This is a genomic window from Pseudomonas sp. YeP6b, from assembly GCF_025642995.1.
GTDB lineage: Bacteria > Pseudomonadota > Gammaproteobacteria > Pseudomonadales > Pseudomonadaceae > Aquipseudomonas.
In genome coordinates this window covers 2653707-2673324 of sequence record NZ_CP080090.1, presented here as the reverse complement: position 1 = coordinate 2673324, position 19618 = coordinate 2653707, and the positions used below count along the sequence as shown (strand labels likewise).

Below are 19618 nucleotides of genomic sequence, written 5' to 3'. Positions count from 1 at the left end.
ACTTTGCCTTGTTGGATACCCACGGCGTTTGCAGGGCGTTCAAGAGCTGTGGTGAAAAACCTGCCGGTGAGCACTGGGTAGAAGTTGAACACGTGAACTTGGCCTGGCTGGGAAGCACGCTGCCCAGCCGCGCCCGGATCGTTTAGCACTCTAGGTGGCCTAGACTATGTCAACTGCACAGCAACACTTCGCTAACGCGTACTTATCAACCCTTGAAGACGCACTGAGACTGCACACCTTGCGCCTCAAGAAACTACAGCGCTTCTGGATCCCGCTGCAGCAACGCGCGCCCAAATGGGTGTTGGCGTTGTGGGTGGTGGGCGTCTGCGTGTCCGTAACGACCCAGTGCTACTGCCACTGGCTGGTGACCGCCCCGATGATTTGTGGGTTGATCGTGGCGGAAATCATCATCGACGAAACGCAAATGACACTACTGCTGCGTGCGGATGCCACCCGTGACTTGCTCAAAGAGGCGCGGGAAAGCTGTCTGTATTAGCGGAGTAAATTGCCGTTTTCGGCAACGCCTTTACGAACTCTCCTACAGACGATGACCGCCTCGAAACATAGCCTCGCTCACTGACCTACTTAGACGTTTAAAGGCAGTGATCGCGACCATGTCATCTTTAGGAGCATTACAAGTGGACGGTGTGTTTTGCATCAGCCTTGAAGAGCGTGAGGACCGCCGTACGTTGCTTCTAAGGGAATTCGCAGACGCTGACTTGAACATTGAATTTTACCTTGCCAAACGCGATACCAACCCTGAACGCGGGTGTTTTACTTCCCATCAGGCCTGCGCGGCGCTGGCCCTTGAACGCGGGTATAAAAACGTCCTGATCCTGGAAGATGACGCCACGCTGGTCGGCGTGAAAGGCTCGACTATCCAGCGCATCAATCACTTCTTGCGCTCAAGGCAGCCTGATATTTTTTTCCTCGGTGTGACCCTGGGCACGCTGTGGCTCACGTGGAGTTGGAACGTCGCCCGATGCCGCGCCAAAGGGACTCACGCTTACATCATGTCTGATTCAGCGTGCAGAAAACTGCTGACGTTTGAGTATGCTGAACAGCCGATAGACAGGCTCTACTCCAAGCACTTCAAAGCCTACTGCGCATTCCCGATGATCTGCCAACAACAACCAGAAGAAATCAACCCGAGCGATATCAGCTCAGGGTCCACGATGCTGTTCTGGAAAAACAACTGGAAAAGACAGTACCGAGAGATCCTCCGAAACGTTGGAAAAACACTGATCAGGAAAGATTTTTAGTCGCTACACCCGCCTCCTCCCGCAGGCCTGACGTTGCTACCTGACCCGCGAAGCTAGGCACCCGGCAAACACAGTGACCTGTGCTCGCTGGTGTATTTCTGCCTGGTCAGCGGCAAAGAGCCCCAAACGTCACTAAAAGAGCTCTTGCCCCACCACTCGGCACCACCCGCAGGCTTTGGACCGTGGGTGGCCAGCGGGGCTTAACGGGGCGCCGCACCGCTGCGATGGCGTCGACTGTGTGGCACTGATAGACCGAGGTCTCTGCATCGCAGCGGTGCGGCGATCCGACAAGCCAGCTCCCCCAGAAAAGCAGAGCATTGCGGTGCTGGCAGCCAAACTGATCTTGGCAGCCGAGCTAGCTCCCACATTTGGATCTCAGTACATCAGACAGAGAAGTGCTGCTGCGCTTTTGCTTTGTTTCTGCTTCAACCATTCAGGTCGGCTTTCAGGCCGCCGTGCTCTGCTGTTGATCTTGATCTGACAGGCCCAGGCGGCCCACGGTTTCAAGCCTGCGTGCGGGCACACCGAGCCTAGGCGACGATCAAAGGCCGTGACATTGCGATTCACTCTTTGAAACTGACCCTGAACGTCCTGGGTATCACCGACGTCACGTTTATCGCGACGTTCGACGTTAAAGCGGTCGACCTGGGAGACGTCAGGATGAAGGATTTTCTAGAGACCTTTGATCATCAAATCCAAAGGTCTTTGCGGGGTTAGCAGGCATTCACTTTGTGGCGAGGGAGCTTGCTCCCATTGGGGCGCACAGCGGCCCCAAAAAATGGGCCTGCTACGCAGTCCAACGTGAGCAAGCGCCCTCGCCACAGGTTACGGCTACTGACAGCCGATCCGGCTCGGCAACTGGCCCTGCTTCGACTTCAACGCGGCCTGCACCGGTTGCGGCAAGTTGCTCCAAAACGTCAGCCCTGAGCGCGCCTCGATCTGGTTCACCGTCACTTGGTAGTCGCAAAAATTCGCGTCCTTGGGCGTCTCCTGGTTCATCACAAACGCGGCGTAAATCCCGTTTTCAGGTGAACTGCCGACAAAGATGATTTTCCAGTAACCGCTGGGAATGGTGTGCACCTTGTTAGTACCCGGCAGCGTGCCGACAAAATGTTCATACAGCGGCCCGGTGGTGACGTACACCTGGTCAATGCCGGCAGCTTTGCTCAGGTTGCGCTCCTGATCTTCAAGGTGCGCCCAAGGCCCCTGGTTGAGATCGGCCTTCTGCGGGGTGATGTTCGACAGGTAGTTGAGCGTGTGCCAATCAGCAACGCCCGCCATCGACGCGAGGTTGGTCTGATGGCCGCGGTCGACTTTGAGCGCGACATTCGCGCCGTTGTAATCCACTGGGTCGAGGGTTTCGCCTTGCGGGATATCCGGGTCGGTCTTCCAGTCACGGGGGGCGACCGCTGGCCGGTGTGTCCTTGGTAATTCTGTACGCCACCCAGTTGGCAAACTTGGTCGAGCCATTGTTGTTCAGCGTGTACGCCTGGCGGTTCAACGTCAGCGGGCTGCCGCCGCTGGGGCAACCCACCGAGCAGTTATCAAACGGCAGCACCGGCTCTAGTGGGGGCTGAACAGTGACAAGAGGTTCGCGGGTTCTATCGGGCGTGGTACAGGCGGCAAGCAACGGGATCAATAGATACGCCAGGTGCTTTAACTTCATACGTCCTTGCATGGTGTAGCTCCTTGAGGTGACAGCAATAAATGGCAAATCGACGGTTGCGATTCCTTCGCGAGTCGACATACACATTAAACCAGCACAAATGTTTCAATGTGAGGATAAGCGTTACCACTGGCTGGAAATAAGATGATCAACCCAATGAACACGACCCGGCACGTCCGCCAGGCGCTACCCCACGATGTACAGGCACTGATCGCACTGGATACCTATGCAAACGCCCACACCAGCCGTCGCGTCTTTATCCATGATGCCGTCGCTCGCCAGCAATGCCTGGTCGCCGTTGACGCAGAGCAGTGTGCGGGCTACCTGGTGCTCACCTATGATTTTTTCAACCACGACTTTGTAGCGCTGGTGGTTGTGTCACCGGCCTACCAGCGCCAGGGCGTGGCGCTGCGGTTACTGGCTGCCGCGCAAGCGCTGTGCAGAACGCCAAAGCTGTTTGCTTCAACCAATGCCTCCAACACCGCTGCGCAGGCGATGCTCGCCAAGGCTGGATTTGTACCGAGCGGGCACATCGAGAACCTGGACGACAGCGACCCGGAACGGGTGTACGTCAAATTCGTTCGCTGAGGCAGGCCTGCCGAAGTCACGGGTTCACGGTAGCGACGGCGCAATCAAGCACAGGGTTTTCTGGCGCATAGCCCGTTCAGGTAAGGCTTGTGTTGGGGGGCTTGCGCTGGGAACACCAGCGGTGCCTTGATCTCCATCTCGCCGGAACTGTCAGGCAGCGGCGCCGCTGTCCGCCTTGAAGCGGTACGACAACGTCACGCGCTTGCGCTCACCCGTGGCATTGACGGCCTCGAACACTTCCCCACCGCCATACGGCGTGGCTGCAGGCCGACAAAGCCTTCCAGCCAGAGCGGCTGATAACGCCGGGATTGGGTTTCATTAAGCGGCTGCCCTGCTCGGCGCAAACGGCTCATCGCCTCCCAGGCATCGTCGCGGCAGTATTCGGCTGCGTCCAGATACACGGCCAGCGCGCCGGGTAGATCCTGCGGGCGGCCCTTGCCCTCTTCCATAAGGCGCCCCGGTGGCAACTTGGCGTTCTTGCCCGAGAGACGATAGAACGCGCGGGCCTTGACGTAGTCCACCGGCTGGCCTTCACCGCGCTCGGCCCCCACCCCCTACCGAAAGACCAACAATCGCGAGGCTTAGCAGAAAAAGGTGCAACGGCCTCTATCGAAGCCGTTGCGCTGTAGGCATCAGCGCTTGACCCAATCCAGGTCTACCGCACCCTGAATACCCTCGACCCGCCCCTTGCTGCTGTGCTGCCACCACTGCCAGCTCTTGCCCCGCGAGCTCCAGGTTTCTGGCACGGTGGGCTGGGCGGCGTCCCAATGGGCAATCCACAATGGGCATTCACTGAAGTCATGCTTGCGCCAGGCCACGCTGTTGCTCCAGACGCTGGGCGAGGCATAAATATGCGGATAAGCGCCTTCCAGCAGCGAAACCCTGACAAGCGTTACCAGCTGGAACAGCGCATCGGCCATCTGATCCGCAGTGGCTGCTTCGTTACGGTTGGTCTCGACATCGATGGCCAGGATGTCCTGCCCGACCTTGAACCCCACCTCAGCGAGCCGGGCCTTGATATTGGCCAATTGCTCGCACGGTGTGCTGCTCAACGCACGGAAATAGTGGTAAACCCCAGCCTTCAGGCCGTTCGCCTTCATGCCCTGGAAGTTCTCGACGAACTTGGGGTCGGTGTAGTCGCCGCCCTCCGTCATCTTCGCTATCGCATGGGTGACACCCGCGCCTGCCACACGTGCCCAGTCGATGTTGCCCTGCCAGCGCGACACGTCGATACCCCGTGCGTTTTCATCAATAATCGGTCCTTCGCAACTCATATCTGCACGCCTTCAGTGAATGTCTCGTCGCCGTATCTTTTCATCAACGACGCGCAGCTATGCACTATCGGGATACCGCACATGACTCATTTCGGGTGAAAGCCTGCACATCAATGCACGATGCTGCGTCAAATTTCAGACAAAGAAAAAGCCACTCGTTAGAGTGGCTTTTTCTTTGTATTTGGAGCGGGAAACGAGACTCGCATCTAGCGTCCGCCCCTTTGAAAATTAAGGGGTTTATTTTTTGCCAAAGCAGGAAAAAACTTAACTCTGGACTTGTTTTCGGAGAATCTCCAGTCCAAAAAACCGACTTACATCGAGATCGGTCAGCGGCATTCATGATGCTTGAACCCGCCTACGCGACTGGATGCTCATCCCTCATGCATTTATCAGCGGGCAGATAAGCCCAGGATTAACGTTTAACCTTCAAAAGAACAGCAACACCGAGGACAGCGGAAAGAATAGAGCCCATCAGCACTCCAACCTTCACCTCATCGACCAAATGCGGGTTACCCGGGAAGGCCAGCGCCCCGATGAAGAGGCTCATGGTGAAACCAATGCCGCACAGCAGCGCTACACCGTACAGCTGAGACCAATCACATTGCTCAGGCAGCTTGGCCAGCCCTGTGCGAATAGCCAGCGCAGCCAAACCAAACACACCAATTTGCTTGCCTAGCAATAGCCCAAGCGTTACCCCCAGAGGTACTGGGTCGATCAGGTTATTGGGCGAGATACCGGCAAGAGACACACCCGCATTGGCAAAACCGAAGATGGGCACAACGGCGAAAGCGACCCACGGGTGCAGCTTTCCTTCCAGGTGGATGAGCGGTGATTTTCGCTCGCTGCTCGCCGCTCGCATCGGAATGCACAGTGCGAGAATGACACCGGCCAAGGTCGCGTGGATACCCGACTGAAGCATAAAGAACCACAGCAGACCGCCCGCTATCAGGTAAGGCGAAAGCCTGGTCACACCGCATCGGTTAAGCATGACCAGGAACACAATAACGGCCAGTGAAGCCAGTAGCATGCTGACGGACAAGCCGCTGGTGTAAAACAGCGCGATGATGAGCACGGCACCCAGGTCATCAAGAATCGCCAGCGCAGACAGAAAGATTTTCAACGAGATGGGCACACGTTTACCGAGCAGCGACAGTACGCCCAAGGCAAACGCAATATCGGTCGCAGCCGGAATAGCCCACCCTCCCAAGGTTTCGGCGTTACCCCAGTTGACCGCAATATAGATCAAAGCAGGTACCAGCATACCGCCTAACGCGGCGAACCCTGGAAGAGCGCGCTGGCTCCAGCTCGATAACTGGCCGACCAACATTTCACGCTTGATCTCCAACCCCACCAGCATGAAAAACACCGCCATCAGGCCATCATTGATCCAGTGCTCAATCGAGAGGCCAACGACTTTTACGTGCAGTGACGAGAAGTAAATGTCTGCCAACGGGGAGTTGGCGACGAGGAGTGCTATCAAAGCAGCAGCCATGAGTATCAGGCCACCCGCTGATTCCGCGGCCAGGAATCGGGAGAAAAAAGCACGCGTGGCGGGTGATTCACGATGGCCGTGGGGTTTATCCGGACGTGAAGATTTCAAGCTCATAGGCACAGTCACTCCGCGCGGCGGCCCGACCTGCGCTGAATTAAACCTGCCCTCCCGCGTTTTGCGGTGACACCCCTTGTCACATTCTACATGATGCCCGCCATGGTTGAATAAATGCTTGGAACGATCAACGCCGTTTAGCTATCGAACAGCCGAGCGGATGACCTCAACAAGCATATAGCGGTGACATTTTCGACCGCGCGGCGTTGCAATAAGCAGGTTTTGCCGGTTTTGCCCTCAAAGCTTGTTAGGATAAAGGCGCTAACATCTCGTTTTACCATAGGAACAGCGGGGAAAATGACAACCGCACGTTAAGACGTGCCAACAAGAAGGAGATTCTCATGGTTGAAAAGCCTACGGATGATCGGCCTAACACCCCTCACGTCCCCAGTGAGGACGGTATTCCTGCTCCTAGTGGGGCTGCCAATCTGATCGACACTGACTATGTCATCGGTCAAGACAATATCAAGGGAGAGTTTTCGTTCTCGCTCGATATCCACGGCAAAGTATTCATCATTTCAGCCGCCACAATTTTACTGTTCGTCATTTTGACATTGGCACTGCAGAATGAAGTAGAACCCCTCTTCAGCGCTATCCGGAACTGGTTAACCAGCCACCTCGCCTGGCTCTTCATGAGCATTGCGAATGTTTTTGTGGTGCTGTGCATTGCGCTGATTTTCTCCCCGCTGGGGAAGGTGCGTTTGGGCGGCAGAGATGCGAAACCAGACCACTCCTACGTCGGATGGTTTTCAATGCTGTTTGCCGCGGGCATGGGCATTGGGTTGATGTTCTATGGCGTAGCCGAACCCATGTCGCATTACGCGGCGTCCATGGGAGGCGTGACAGTCGATGCGAGCGGAGTGCGTACGGACTGGGCGCCGTTGGGCGGTGCAGCAGGCGATATGAAAGCATCCGCCGACTTGGCAATGGCCGCTACGATCTTTCACTGGGGACTTCATCCCTGGGCGATCTATGCGATTGTGGCGTTGTCCCTGGCATTGTTTTCTTATAACAAGGGCTTACCGCTTTCGATACGCTCAATTTTCTATCCGTTACTGGGTGAGCGCGTTTGGGGGTGGCCAGGGCATATCATCGATATTCTCGCGGTATTCGCCACACTATTTGGGTTGGCGACTTCTCTGGGCATTGGCGCAGAGCAGGCTGCTGCGGGGATTGAATATCTCTTCGGGATACAATCGACGAATCTCAGCAAAGTCGTGCTGATCGTTGGCATCACCTTGATCGCGCTGTGGTCCGTCCTTTCCGGTTTGGACAAGGGCGTCAAAATGCTTTCCCAGATCAATATGGGACTCGCATTGCTCTTATTGGTGTTTATCATCGTAGTGGGGCCGACCCTGGCCATCTTCACAGGGTTCTTCAAGAACCTGGTGACGTATGTTGAATACCTGCCGGCGCTGTCAAATCCATTCGGCCGCACTGACACTCAATTCACCCAAGGCTGGACGGCCTTCTACTGGGCGTGGTGGATCAGTTGGTCGCCGTTTGTAGGGATGTTTATCGCGCGCGTCAGTCGTGGTCGAACGGTCAGAGAGTTTCTGATCTCGGTCTTGCTCGTCCCCTCAGTGGTGTCTGTGCTGTGGATGACAACGTTCGGCGGCACGGCCATTGACCAAGCGACCTTACAGGGCCTGACGGGCGTCAAGGATGCTGTGCTGGAACTGAAGTTGTTCGCCATGCTGGGGGAGTTGCCGCTTAAAGAGATCACCTCATTCCTGGGCATCGTTCTGGTCATTGTGTTTTTTATTACCTCCTCGGACTCAGGCTCTTTGGTAATCGACACGATCACCGCCGGTGGCAAGGTGGATGCGCCGGTGCCTCAACGTGTGTTCTGGGCGGTGATCGAGGGGGTGATTGCTATTGCTCTCCTGTTGGGCGGCGGTCTTGTAGCACTGCAGGCAATGGCAGTGTCCACAGGTTTGCCTTTCGCAATCGTTCTAATGCTGGGATGCATATCCCTCGTGAAAGGACTGATGTCTGAGCCTCGTTAGCAAATAGGGCTGGCGCTGTCAGCGCACGGCAAACACACCCGTGACGCCATCGCCTGCGCAGATGGCGTCAGCCTGAGTACCGCTAGCGAGTCAATGCCCATTTGCTCAAGGCGGAGGGTGACGGCAGACCCAACGCCCGAATGCACCTCAAGAGCGAGATCCATCGGGCTAAGCGTAGGCCTCAGGAATGTCCGTCAGACAGCCGCAAGCGTTTCACTATCTAGCGGTGACTCAGTTCCATAACTCACCAATAGGCGTGGACGTTGAGTAATGAGTCGCTACCTGCGCCTGCAACAGTTCTGCGGTCGCCAGGGCATCGGTTAATGCATGGTGCGCGTGATAAGCCGGAAGGCCAAGGCGCGCTCGGCTATCCGCCAGCCTTATGGACTGTTGTGAGCGCCCCATCAGTCGGGCGAACCACCCGCGCTTTTGCCGGTGTAGTCGGGCTTCTAACTGCATCGTATCGATGACCGGGAACTCAAACCCCTCCCCTAAATACCTACGCACTGCCTGATCCAAAAAGGCTCGCTCAATGTTCCGATAATGGACGACCATCACCTTGCCTGCCATGGCCTCCAGCAACGGGGCCAGCACCTGCTCAAAGGTGGGCGCATCTGAAATTTCAGCATGGGTTATGTGATGAAACGTCACTGACTTTTCATTCAGCTCGGACGCTGGTTTTATTACCCAGTAAAGCGAGCTCCCACAATAAATGCGCTGCAGCGTGAACGGCATTAGCCCGATGCTCACAATGCTGTCAGCCTGTGCATCAAGGCCGGTGGTTTCCACGTCCATGGCCAGCAGTTGCACGCTGTCAATGGATGCCTGTGCCGAGACCGCGCCGGCTTGATAGAACTGTCGCAAGCGGCTGTTAACGGCATTGTCTGCCAGGGTCTCGAACCTGGAAGACCACTCCAGCATTTTATGATTGGGCTGCGCTTTCACGTGTTTCATGACGACAGGCGACCCTTTGACGGATAACGGAAGCGCAAGAAATTCTGGCCATTACTCAAGACCTGAAACGCCTCTTTGAGATTATGTCGCTCACTGTTGGAAAAGCGTTCCGGTTCGACGTAATTATTGAGCGCCGCTCCCTGCTCCAGTGCGTCAACCTGGTGTCGAATTCGCACCATCGACAGGAACTCCAGCGCGTATCGCAGTTGCTTTAATGCTTCAGGCGGAATGACGTTGCTGTTCGCGATGGCATCCATGCGATCAAATGAATTCTGCGCGGTACTGCCACACGCGAGCGCATGGATGCGGATCAGGTCCGTCAGCGGTGCGGTGCCTCGCCCCTTGAGGTTGATAATCCGTTTGTGCTGCCCGTCTGTCTCCACCACAAAGGTCCGGAAAAAGCCCAATGGCGGTGTCCGGTTAAGGGCAATTCGCGCCATGGCACTTAGAAAAACAGGATGTGCGCTGGATTTTCGAGCACACAGAACCTTCAGTTCCTGAACAAGCTCGAGCTCGCCAAACACGCCATCCAGATCGAAAAAAATACAACTATTGAGCAACGTCGTCGGGTTAGGCTTTTCGATCCACTGATCAAAATAACTTCGCCATACCTTCAACGGCTGACGCCACTGGTCGTTCGTCGCCATGATCCCGCCCTTGCAATAGCTGTAACCGCACGCGGCCAGGCCATCACTCACAAACGTCGCCAACGCTCGGAAGTAAGCATCGTGCTGGAGCGGATCGAAGCGGTCGTCGAGCACCAGGGCATTATCCTGGTCCGTCACCAACAACTGCTCATCACGCGCCATGGAACCCAGCACCATGAAGCAGTAAGGCACCGGAGGCGGCCCCAGTTTTTTCTCTGCGAGTTCCAGCAAACGCTGGGTAAAGGCTCGACCAATACCCGAAATCGCGCTGCCAATCATGTGCGCCGTCGCGCCATCACGCACCATACGGATGTAGGTTCCGCGCAGGTCACGTAAAAGCGATTTCAGACCGTCGACCGAAGTCTGGTTAGAGATTCGGTTTACCAGGTACAAACTGCTGTGTGACTCGTAGCGGATGATATCCGACAGGTTGATCAGCCCGATCGGATGACCATGATGGACCACCGGCAGATGGTGGATATTACGGCGCAACATCACCAGCATCGCTTCAAACACTGAGTCGTCTGCGCCTATCGCTACCGGCTCGGCCGTCATGATGTCTCGAGCAGACGTTTCGTCAGCGTTTCGGCCTGCCGCAACAACGCGGGTGCGAAGGTCCCTATCGGTCACAATCCCTTCTATTTCAGCCGCCTGTAAGCCCGCTGATGACATCACCAGAACGCAAGAAACGCTTTGCTCTGTCATGATTTTTGCGGCGTCGCCGACGCAGGTATCCGACGTGACCCATACCAAGGGCCGGGAGATAAGGCCTCGGCATTTGAGCTGAATAAGCTCACTGGCACGCCCCTGCGCCTCAACGGCAGTCTTGAGCCTGGAGTGCCCCTCAGCTTCAACGAAGTCGGCAAACGCATCATGCTGCGCGCACAGGTCGGCGAAGACGTCGGCGGGTATGTAATAAATCAGGCTATCTTCCAAGGCTCTGGCGGGAAAGCGCACCTTGTTACTGCGCAACAAACCGGCCTGACCGAAGAGGTCGCCTTCGACAAGTCGGTTGTAGAGTTCGCCATTGCGCCGGTAAATCTCCACCGCACCGCTACGTACATAGTGCAAGTCATGAATGATCGCACCCGCTTCAAGGATGTCACTGCCGGCCTTGAAATAACTCACTTCTACCCGCCGAGCGATGGCGTCTACCGATTCCTTTGGCAGCGTATCAAATGGAGCGAAACGATAGAGGTGGTCGCTAATCTCCTGTAACTCGATTTGCATGAAACCTCGAAATGCTGAAAAGAATTAAAGTTGCGAGCGCCCCGCATGGCAAAGGGCAGTCGTCTTTCTGTGTGGCCCACCACATCACATCCCGATACGAGGATCAAGCGCCACGTCTGATCTACGCTATGAGTTGCAACAACTGCTGCGCAACGGCTGGCCGTCATATTTGCAATACCGGCAGGCGCGGCATTCACTGAATGCACAGCACAGGCGGCGGTTATTTCTGAACGCTCAAAGGTATTTGCGATCAGCATTGCCGAGGGTTCTTTCCTCATCCTGCGTTTTTGGAGCCGGTCAATGCTGGACATTATTGCGATCTTCCTTTGCATCACAGCAGTACTCGCCTATCTCAATCGGCGTTACGTAGGCCTGCCATCCGCCATCGGTGTGATGGGCATTGCCTTGGGCCTGTCACTGTTGAATATGGCATCCGATGCGCTGGGTTTTCACGCCTTGCATACCCTTGAGCAATCGCTGGTGGAGTCCATCGACTTTTCCGAACTGCTGATGCAAGGCATGCTGTCACTGCTGCTCTTTGCTGGCGCGCTGCATGTGGATCTGTCGGAACTGCGGGCCTACAAATGGCAAGTTGCATCCTTGGCAGTGGTAGGGACAACGCTCTCAACATTGATCATCGGCTTTGGGCTCTGGGCGCTGTTGTCTCTTACAGAAATGCAGCTACCGCTCTCTTATTGCCTGGTGTTTGGCGCGCTGATCTCCCCCACCGACCCCATCGCAGTGATGGGCATTCTGAAATCTGCCGGCGCGCCCCATAGCGTGGAACTGGTCATTTCCGGTGAGTCACTGTTCAACGACGGTGTGAGTGTCGTGCTGTTTTCGCTGATCGTCGCAATGATTGCCAGCGGGGAGACACCCTCGGTTATCGGCGCATCGCAGCTGTTGCTGACGGAAGCCGGAGGCGGTGCTCTGTTAGGCGCCTGCGTGGGCTATATCACTTACAGAATGCTCAAAAGTATCGATAGCTATCAGGAGGAAGTGCTCATCACCCTGGCCGCTGTTCTCGGCGCCTATGCACTCGCCACTCAGTTCCATGTTTCCGGCCCATTGGCGATGGTGGTGATGGGACTGATTGTGGGTAACCAAGGGCGCTCCCATGCCATGTCCGAGCAGACTGAAAAAAACCTGGACATGTTCTGGGAACTGATCGATGAAATACTCAACGCAGTGCTGTTTGTATTGATCGGGTTGGAAGTCGTTTTGATCCAGTTCTCCAACCCATTGCTCACCACTGGCCTGCTGGTCATATTGCTGACGTTGTTATCACGATTGTTGACTGTAGGGGTTCCCATTGCGGTATTGGGTAAACGCTTCCGCCTACCGGAAGGTGCCTGGAGTGTGATGACCTGGGGCGGCCTGCGGGGCGGGATATCGGTGGCATTGGCGTTGTCGCTGCCCCCAGGCGCGGCTCGCGATATCGTGGTTTCCCTGACGTATCTAGTGGTCGTTTTTTCTATCCTGATCCAAGGCATGTCGATCGGTAAATTGGTCAAGAGAGTCATTCCGTGTGCTGCAAACAAAGACGCTGGATGAACCCTTGGCCAGACGACAGACTCCATTAAGGATAATTGACTCACCGCCTTCGTTTCCCTGAATCCGTGCGATGGGTCCCATCGCGTTATTTGCAGGAGGTATAAAAATGCTCGCACGCTGGCGCTGGGTTTTGCACCAATTGACCAAACGGCTGTGGTTCAGGGCGAGTCTGTTTTCCTTGCTGGGTATTGCCACCGCGTTACTCGCCGTTGTCTTCAAGGACTACATTCCCGAATCGTTGCCCGCCCGCATCGGTGCCGACGCCGTCGATAAGATTTTAGGCATCATTGCCTCAAGCATGCTCGCGGTGACGACCTTTTCGTTAAGCACCATGGTCACCGCCTACGGTGCAGCGAGCAGCGGCGTGACGCCCCGCGCCACTACACTGGTGATGGAAGACACCACGACACAAAATGCCCTGGCCACCTTTATTGGCTCATTCCTGTTCAGCCTGGTGGGGATCATTGCGCTGAGTACCGGCGCCTACGGTACACAAGGGAGGGTTTTGCTATTCGCGGTAACCATTGTCGTGGTCATTCTGATTGTCTACACGCTGCTGCGCTGGATCGATCATTTGTCCAAGCTTGGGCGGGTGGGAGAAACTATTGACCGTGTCGAGCAAGCAGCCATTGATGCCATTAACCATCGAGTCCAATGGCCGCATTTGGGGGCAGCCGCCTACCCTTACGAGTCAGTGATCCCCAGTTCCGCGCTGATCATCACAAGCCTCCACACGGGGTACGTCCAGCACATTGACGTTCAGGCGTTAGGCGCGATAGCCAAAGCAGACGAGATACAGATATTTATGGACGTCCTGCCGGGAAGCTTTGTGCATGTCGGCATGCCGCTCGCACGAACCGTCAGCTTGAGCAGGGCGCGCGGGGAGGAGCTGGCGTCGAGCAACGAAAAAATCATCGCTACCCTGGCTATCGGCGTGCGTCGAACGTTCGAACACGACCCCCGGTTCGGCTTGTCAGTGTTGTCGGAGATCGCCTCCCGCGCCTTGTCGCCGGCCGTCAATGACCCCGGCACCGCCATTGACGTCATTGGGCGCGGCGTCAGAAGCCTGACATGTTGGGGTAAACCTAAAGAACCCGCCGCGAAAATCGACGCTGACTGCCAGCACGTTTACCTGCGCGGTTTGACCGTGAATGACCTGTTCGATGACTTCTTCGCACCGATTGCCAGAGATGGCGCGGGTCTGGTGGAAGTCGACCTGCGCATGATGAAGGCCCTTGTGAGCCTGGCACAGATAAACCCAGCGATGTTCAGGGGGGCCTGTACCCGGCACGCAGAACTGCTGCTCAAGCACGCGAACACTGCGCTTGTACTGCAAGAGGACCGTCACAAGCTCAGTGCAGCGGCGCGACCGCTGCTGCACTGACCCAATCTACGTGTTGGCTTTTTGCGCGGCGGCGCCACTGCCGTCCGATTGCAGAAAGCCACGCGCCAACTGCTGATAGAGCTCGGGGCCCATCCTGGCACTGACTGCTTTGGCAATCAGTGCAACAGCCATCAGACTGATGACCATGCCATGGCTGTCGATCATCTCCATCACGATGATTGCAGAGGTGATCGGCGATTGCGTGACTGCTGCCAGAAACCCCACCATGCACAGTGCAATGATGGGCTGTGCCGCCAAGGCGAAGTATTCAGCGACATTGGCACCGACAGCGGCGCCTACCGCCAAAGACGGGGCAAAAATACCGCCCGGTATGCCGGAAAAATAAGTCACGACGGTCGCAAGAAAACGCGTAATCGGAGCGTGCCACGGCAAACCAACATCGGACACGATGATCTGGGAGGTGATCCCGTAACCGCTGCCAAAGGACATCCCACCGCTGAGCCAACCGAGAATCGCCACGATCATGCCGCAGCCACCTGCGAACCAGACTGGATGCAGGCGGCGCCATTCCCAGACGACAAAACTGCGATACCGCTGTGGCCACAGGAGCATCCGACTGAACAACCCCCCCATAACGCCACAGCCAATACCAATCGCCAGTACCGGAACAACGATATCGAGATTGGCCTCTTGTACGTCGAAGTGCCCGAAATAGTTGTAGTTGCCCTGCAAGGCAATCGCGACCATCCCCGACAAAATGATCGTGCTGAGCAACACCCCGCTGGTGCGGGTTTCCAACTTGCGCCCCAGCTCCTCTACCGCAAAGGCCACACCGGCCAAGGGCGTGTTGAAGGCGGCGGCAATACCCGCCGCGCCACCGGCCAGGATAAGGTCTTCAGGGCGAATGATGCGTGCGTTGGGCAGGTAACGATGAAAGAAATGCATGACCGAGGCGGCGACTTGCACCGAAGGCCCTTCTCGCCCCGCTGAAAAACCACCGGTCAGGGCCAGGGTACCGAGGCCTATCTTGGCGAAGGCCAGACGCAACGACACCAACTTATTCACGGACTTGCCTTGGTGGGCCAACCGCGTAGCCGCGATCACCTGGGGAATACCGCTACCTTGAGCCCCTGTAAAAAAACGCGAGGTCATCCACACCACAAACATGCCGATCAGCGGCGTGTAGATAAACGGCAGCCATGGCCGGGCGGCGGCCTGTTGGGCGAACTGCATCAGCGCCAGGTCAGCCAACCGGGCGAACATCACTACCAGCAATCCTGCGAGGGTAGCAGCGACCCAGAGTGTCACCCGAGTACGCCATCGGATCGAGGCAAAGCGACGACGTATCAGCAATATCGGTTTGATCACCCGAGCGGATTCCCGTTGTTGAGGTTCAATAACATGCAAAAACAAGATTAACGGGTTAAACGGTCACGTCCAACCGGCAGTGACCAGATAACTATAGCTATTCACTCCCGGCTCAGTGGCCCCATCACGTCGACTTTATTTTGTGGGTAAGCCAATTTGTGTGAGCGCCTACCAAAGCGAATGTCAGCAAGAAGAAAGCCAGATAGGTTGTCATTATTTACCCTCATGTCTGTCAGCGCGTTCGGCTGTTATTGCGAATATATCCGTGCAGGCGAGATGACCGGGTTAAGGTGGGTTAAGAAATAGTTAGTATTCGCGCGCAACTTGGAACAATAAGGTTCGCTTGCACTGGGTGTCGGCATTGAGTCGGGAGCGCCGAAAAATACGTACAAATGGAGGAAGTCATGAGTAATGCGTTGGTCATTGAAGACGATCAGGTGACGGCCGAAATCATCGTCGCTGAACTCCAACGCCACGGTTTCAGCTCAAAGTGGGCCGCCACTGGACGCGAGGGATTGGCCTTGGCGATTGCAGGCGGCTACGACGCCATTACGCTGGATCGCATGCTGCCGGACTTTGACGGGCTGACGATTGTCAGCACCTTGCGCAGTCTTGGGATTCAGACGCCGGTCCTGATGATCAGCGCTCTTTCGGACGTGGATGAGCGCGTCCTGGGACTTCGTGCGGGCGGCGATGACTACCTGACCAAGCCCTTTTCGGCGGTCGAGATGGTCGCACGCCTTGACGCATTGCTAAGACGCACTGCCGCAGATCTGAGTAACCCGCACCTCAGTTGTGGCAACCTGCGACTGGACTTAGTGGAGCACAAGCTGACGCGCAATGACGAAGACATCCAGTTGCTGCCTACCGAGTTCAAACTGCTCAACTACCTGATGCGCAGTGCCGGCCAACTGGTCACTCGCACCATGCTGTTTGAAGGCGTCTGGGGCTATCACTTCGACCCCGGAACAAACATCATTGATGTGCACATCGGTCGGCTGCGCAAGAAGCTGGAAAGCGACGAAAACTCACCTGTGATCCATACAATACGCGGTGCTGGTTATGTCCTCGCAACCAAAAAATGAGGAATGGCGCTCGTCCGGTAGTCGGTTGATCGGGTTTTACGCGGTGTTTTTCGTGGCCTGGGGAGCGCTCTTTACCGGCGTGCTTTACTGGGAAATCTCCCACTATCTGGGCACAGTTGCCGAGCGTACGTTGCTGCAACGCGCCCACTATTATCAAAAGATCGACGACTCGAAACTGCTCGACGAGCTGGCGGCGAGTGAGGCTTACTCGACCCCCGGGATCGACGCCTACGGTTTATTTGCACCCGATGGCACCCATGTCGCCGGCGACCTGCTGAAACTGCGCTCCAACCTACCCGACGACGGCCGGGTTCACTACCTTGAGCGCGGCCTGAGCATTGCGTTACCCAGCACCGAAACCCGAAGCAGCTATGCCTTGCTGGCACGGCGCCCTGACGGACATATCCTGATTTTGGCACGTGACGGCGGGTCGATTTCCGCCGTGGGTGGCATTATTGAGCAGGCCCTGATGTGGGGGTTGTCATTAACCCTTATCCCCGGTTTGATTGGCTGGCGCTTACTGCGACGTCGCCCATTACGCCGTGTCAAACGCCTGCAGCTGTGTACCGAAAGTATCGTTTCGGGCAACTTGGCTGAGCGTTTGCCGTTGTCAGCACGCCGCGATGAACTGGATATGCTGGCCAACGCCGTCAATACGATGCTCGAGCACATTGAGCAGTTGATGCATGAGGTGAAAAGCGTCTGCGACGGTATTGCCCATGATTTGCGCACCCCCTTGACACGCTTACGCGCACGGCTCTATCAGCTCCAGCAGTTACCGCTGGCCCTAGAACATAAGCAGACCTTGAATCAGGCGTTTGAGGAGAGCGAGTCGATCATGGTGCGCTTTCAAGGACTGCTGCGGGTCGCTGAGCTTGAGGATATTCGTCGCCGCTCTGCCTTTGCGCCCTTCCCGATCATGACGTTGTTGAAACAGGCGCATGAGTTTTACGAGCCGATGGCACTGGACCGCGCCCAAACGCTTTCGCTGGACATTCCCAGCGATTGTCCCCAGGTGTATGGCGACTCTTCGTTACTGTTCGAAGCGCTGGTCAACCTGCTCGATAACGCCATTAAATTTACCCCTGAGGGCGGCCATATCGAATTGCGGGGGAGCATCAAGGACTCAGCCGTCATTATTGAAGTCGTCGACGATGGTACCGGCATCCCTGAAGCGGACCGTACGCATGTCATTCGCCGGCTCTATCGCGGCGAGGGAAGCCAGATAAACCCAGGCCACGGCTTAGGCCTGTCGTTAGTCGCCGCCATCGTGAAATTGCACGGATACACACTGGATCTCCACCCTGGCGCCTCGGGCAGAGGAACACGCGTATTGATTCACTGCCCGATGTTCAGCGGTCATGCCACCGCTTGATCTGTACCCGAAGGTTAAATTTAACTTAATACTGGTTAATTTGAGCGCCCTGCCGCCCAGGCCTAGTTTGGCAGCACATATTGCTGACCCAAGGCCTTTTGCTTGTGAATTATCTGTTGTTCCTGCGTGTGTTAACCGTGCTCTGCGTAACGCCACCGCTTCTATGGGCGAATGCCGCTCTGGCTGCCAAAGCAACCCTGGGGACAATGATCCCCGCTGCGCCGAAGCTGGGCGCCGAAGCCTGGATACTCATCGACGCGGCAACGAACAGGGTCATTACCAGCCACAACAGTGATGCACGCCTGCCACCGGCCAGCCTGACCAAGTTAATGACTGCATACATCACGACGCATGAGCTCAAGTCCGGCCTGATTAGCGCAAACGATGAAGTCCTAGTGAGCGAAAATGCCTGGCGTACAGGTGGCTCACGCATGTTTCTCAAGCCCGGCAGTTCTGCTTCTGTTCACGATTTGCTAAGCGGCGTGATCGTCGATTCAGGCAATGACGCAAGCGTTGCGCTGGCCGAACATATCGCGGGAAGCGAAGCCGGGTTTGTCGGGATGATGAACTCAACCGCTTCAACACTGGGAATGCTCAACACCCACTTTATGAACTCCACCGGCCTACCGGACCCGCAGCACTATTCTTCCGCACGTGACATGGCGACCCTGGCTCGAAAAGTCATCAGCGAAGGGACCACCTACTACCCTCTTTACGCCAAGAAAACCTTCACGTGGAACGGCATTCAACAATCCAACCGCAATACGCTTTTGTGGCGTAATTCCACCTATGACGGCTTGAAGACCGGGCACACAGAGGCGGCGGGCTACTGCTTGGTCGCCTCCTCACAGCGGGATGGGCAACGTTTGATCAGCGCAGTTCTGGGCGCCAGTAGCGCCCATAAGCGTACGGCAGAAACAGAAAAACTGATGGGGTATGGCTTTCGCTTCTACGACACCCAAACCTATAAGAAAGGTGGCGAAGTACTCTCGCAGGTCGCGCTCTGGAAAGGCATACAACACTACGTGGATGTGGGTTTGCTTGAAGACATGACCCTCACGCTGCCCAAGAATAGAAATCGAGACGTCGAGATGCGCCTGGCGTTTGATGGCCCCATCGAAGCCCCTATCACGGCAGGCACGGTCGTCGGAAGGCTCGACCTGTTCGACGCCGAGCATAAGCTGGGGAGTCGGCCATTAGTGGTCCTTGTGGACGCAGAGCAAGGTCATTGGTGGCGACGCTGGTGGGATACCGTGCATTTGTTTTTTACCCAGACGGTCCGCAGTTGGTTCGATGAGGCCCAGGTAACGTGAATAGTGAGGAGAAGGTCATGAACTCCGATGATCTACGCAAAGAACTCGCGCTTTCAAAATTCTTCGAAGGCGATTCATCCCTCAATGACGCTGTACAGGGACTGAGTCAGGCTGAAAAGAAAATGTGTATCGAATCGGCCTTTGAACAAGAGGCCGCAAGGCTTGAGGTAGAAGTGTGGGAGCTGACGCTGACAATGATTTCGCAGTCTCCCCAAGAGCTGAAACGCCTGACCCTGGCGTTCCATCGGGAAGTGTCAGAGATGGTTGAGATGGCATGGAAGGATTACTGCACGCTAAATGGGATCACCGAGTAGCCGTTGGGTCGCACATGCATCGGCGCTT

Annotated in this window: 16 protein-coding genes and 1 pseudogene; 10 read left to right on the top strand and 7 right to left on the bottom strand. The window is 56.2% G+C overall.

Annotation, left to right across the window (positions count from 1 at the left end; translation table 11 throughout):
* Positions 1-166 precede the first annotated feature (166 nt).
* The gene (locus tag KZH41_RS12075) at positions 167-496 is read left to right on the top strand and encodes a hypothetical protein (RefSeq protein WP_094952083.1); all 330 of its coding nucleotides are present in this window, start codon (positions 167-169) and stop codon (positions 494-496) included.
* Positions 497-614: 118 nt separating this feature from the next.
* On the top strand, positions 615-1262 hold the full coding sequence (locus tag KZH41_RS12070) for a glycosyltransferase family 25 protein (protein WP_141240582.1): 648 nt from the start codon (positions 615-617) through the stop codon (positions 1260-1262).
* An 831-nt stretch (positions 1263-2093) separates the two neighbouring features.
* On the opposite strand, the pseudogene KZH41_RS12065 reads toward KZH41_RS12070, so the two are convergent.
* Positions 2094-2940: pseudogene (locus KZH41_RS12065) on the bottom strand (DNA/RNA non-specific endonuclease).
* 132 nt (positions 2941-3072) lie between these two features.
* Here KZH41_RS12065 and KZH41_RS12060 point away from each other — a divergent pair.
* Positions 3073-3516 (top strand): GNAT family N-acetyltransferase, encoded by a 444-nt coding sequence (locus KZH41_RS12060; RefSeq protein WP_263274871.1) that lies wholly within the window; start codon positions 3073-3075, stop codon positions 3514-3516.
* Between the two features lie 194 nt (positions 3517-3710).
* Here KZH41_RS12060 and KZH41_RS12055 read toward each other — a convergent pair whose 3' ends face one another.
* The 3 genes from KZH41_RS12055 to nhaA all read right to left on the bottom strand — a co-directional run bounded on the left by KZH41_RS12055 (position 3711) and on the right by nhaA (position 6396).
* Positions 3711-4067, bottom strand: coding sequence for a hypothetical protein (locus KZH41_RS12055; protein WP_242155500.1), 357 nt, complete (start codon positions 4065-4067; stop codon positions 3711-3713).
* An 81-nt stretch (positions 4068-4148) separates the two neighbouring features.
* Positions 4149-4790 carry a glycoside hydrolase family 25 protein gene (locus KZH41_RS12050; protein WP_242155498.1) on the bottom strand — a complete coding sequence of 214 codons (642 nt, stop codon included), beginning with the start codon at positions 4788-4790 and terminating at the stop codon, positions 4149-4151.
* 412 nt (positions 4791-5202) lie between these two features.
* The gene (nhaA, locus tag KZH41_RS12045; protein ID WP_094952078.1) at positions 5203-6396 is read right to left on the bottom strand and encodes a Na+/H+ antiporter NhaA; all 1194 of its coding nucleotides are present in this window, start codon (positions 6394-6396) and stop codon (positions 5203-5205) included.
* Positions 6397-6737: 341 nt separating this feature from the next.
* Here nhaA and KZH41_RS12040 point away from each other — a divergent pair, with 341 nt between their 5' ends.
* Complete coding sequence (locus tag KZH41_RS12040) at positions 6738-8405, top strand: BCCT family transporter (RefSeq protein WP_094952077.1); 1668 nt, start codon at positions 6738-6740, stop codon at positions 8403-8405.
* A gap of 231 nt (positions 8406-8636) precedes the next feature.
* Here KZH41_RS12040 and KZH41_RS12035 read toward each other — a convergent pair whose 3' ends face one another.
* Both KZH41_RS12035 and KZH41_RS12030 read right to left on the bottom strand, forming a co-directional pair.
* Positions 8637-9359: a 3'-5' exonuclease gene (locus tag KZH41_RS12035; RefSeq protein ID WP_094952076.1), complete on the bottom strand. Its 723-nt coding sequence runs from the start codon at positions 9357-9359 to the stop codon at positions 8637-8639.
* Complete coding sequence (locus KZH41_RS12030; protein ID WP_094952075.1) at positions 9356-11236, bottom strand: DUF294 nucleotidyltransferase-like domain-containing protein; 1881 nt, start codon at positions 11234-11236, stop codon at positions 9356-9358. Before KZH41_RS12030 ends, KZH41_RS12035 begins: the two co-directional genes overlap by 4 nt.
* 300 nt (positions 11237-11536) lie before the next feature.
* Between KZH41_RS12030 and KZH41_RS12025 the strand changes: the two genes are divergently transcribed.
* Positions 11537-12790 (top strand): cation:proton antiporter, encoded by a 1254-nt coding sequence (locus KZH41_RS12025; RefSeq protein WP_094952074.1) that lies wholly within the window; start codon positions 11537-11539, stop codon positions 12788-12790.
* 106 nt (positions 12791-12896) lie between these two features.
* A complete protein-coding gene (locus KZH41_RS12020) occupies positions 12897-14174 on the top strand; it encodes a DUF2254 domain-containing protein (RefSeq protein ID WP_242155497.1) in 1278 nt (425 codons plus the stop codon).
* Between the two features lie 6 nt (positions 14175-14180).
* On the opposite strand, the gene KZH41_RS12015 is transcribed toward KZH41_RS12020, so the two are convergent.
* Positions 14181-15503: a chloride channel protein gene (locus KZH41_RS12015; protein ID WP_242155495.1), complete on the bottom strand. Its 1323-nt coding sequence runs from the start codon at positions 15501-15503 to the stop codon at positions 14181-14183.
* Positions 15504-15907: 404 nt separating this feature from the next.
* Between KZH41_RS12015 and KZH41_RS12010 the strand changes: the two genes are divergently transcribed.
* From KZH41_RS12010 to KZH41_RS11995, 4 genes are all read left to right on the top strand, one after another.
* Entirely contained in the window at positions 15908-16588 is a 681-nt protein-coding gene (locus tag KZH41_RS12010; protein WP_094952071.1) for a response regulator transcription factor, read from the top strand.
* Entirely contained in the window at positions 16566-17963 is a 1398-nt protein-coding gene (locus tag KZH41_RS12005; protein WP_094952070.1) for a sensor histidine kinase, read from the top strand. Before KZH41_RS12010 ends, KZH41_RS12005 begins: the two co-directional genes overlap by 23 nt.
* A gap of 104 nt (positions 17964-18067) precedes the next feature.
* Positions 18068-19276 (top strand): D-alanyl-D-alanine carboxypeptidase family protein, encoded by a 1209-nt coding sequence (locus KZH41_RS12000; protein ID WP_094952090.1) that lies wholly within the window; start codon positions 18068-18070, stop codon positions 19274-19276.
* Positions 19277-19293: 17 nt separating this feature from the next.
* Positions 19294-19590 carry a DUF6388 family protein gene (locus tag KZH41_RS11995; protein ID WP_094952069.1) on the top strand — a complete coding sequence of 99 codons (297 nt, stop codon included), beginning with the start codon at positions 19294-19296 and terminating at the stop codon, positions 19588-19590.
* Positions 19591-19618 lie beyond the last annotated feature (28 nt).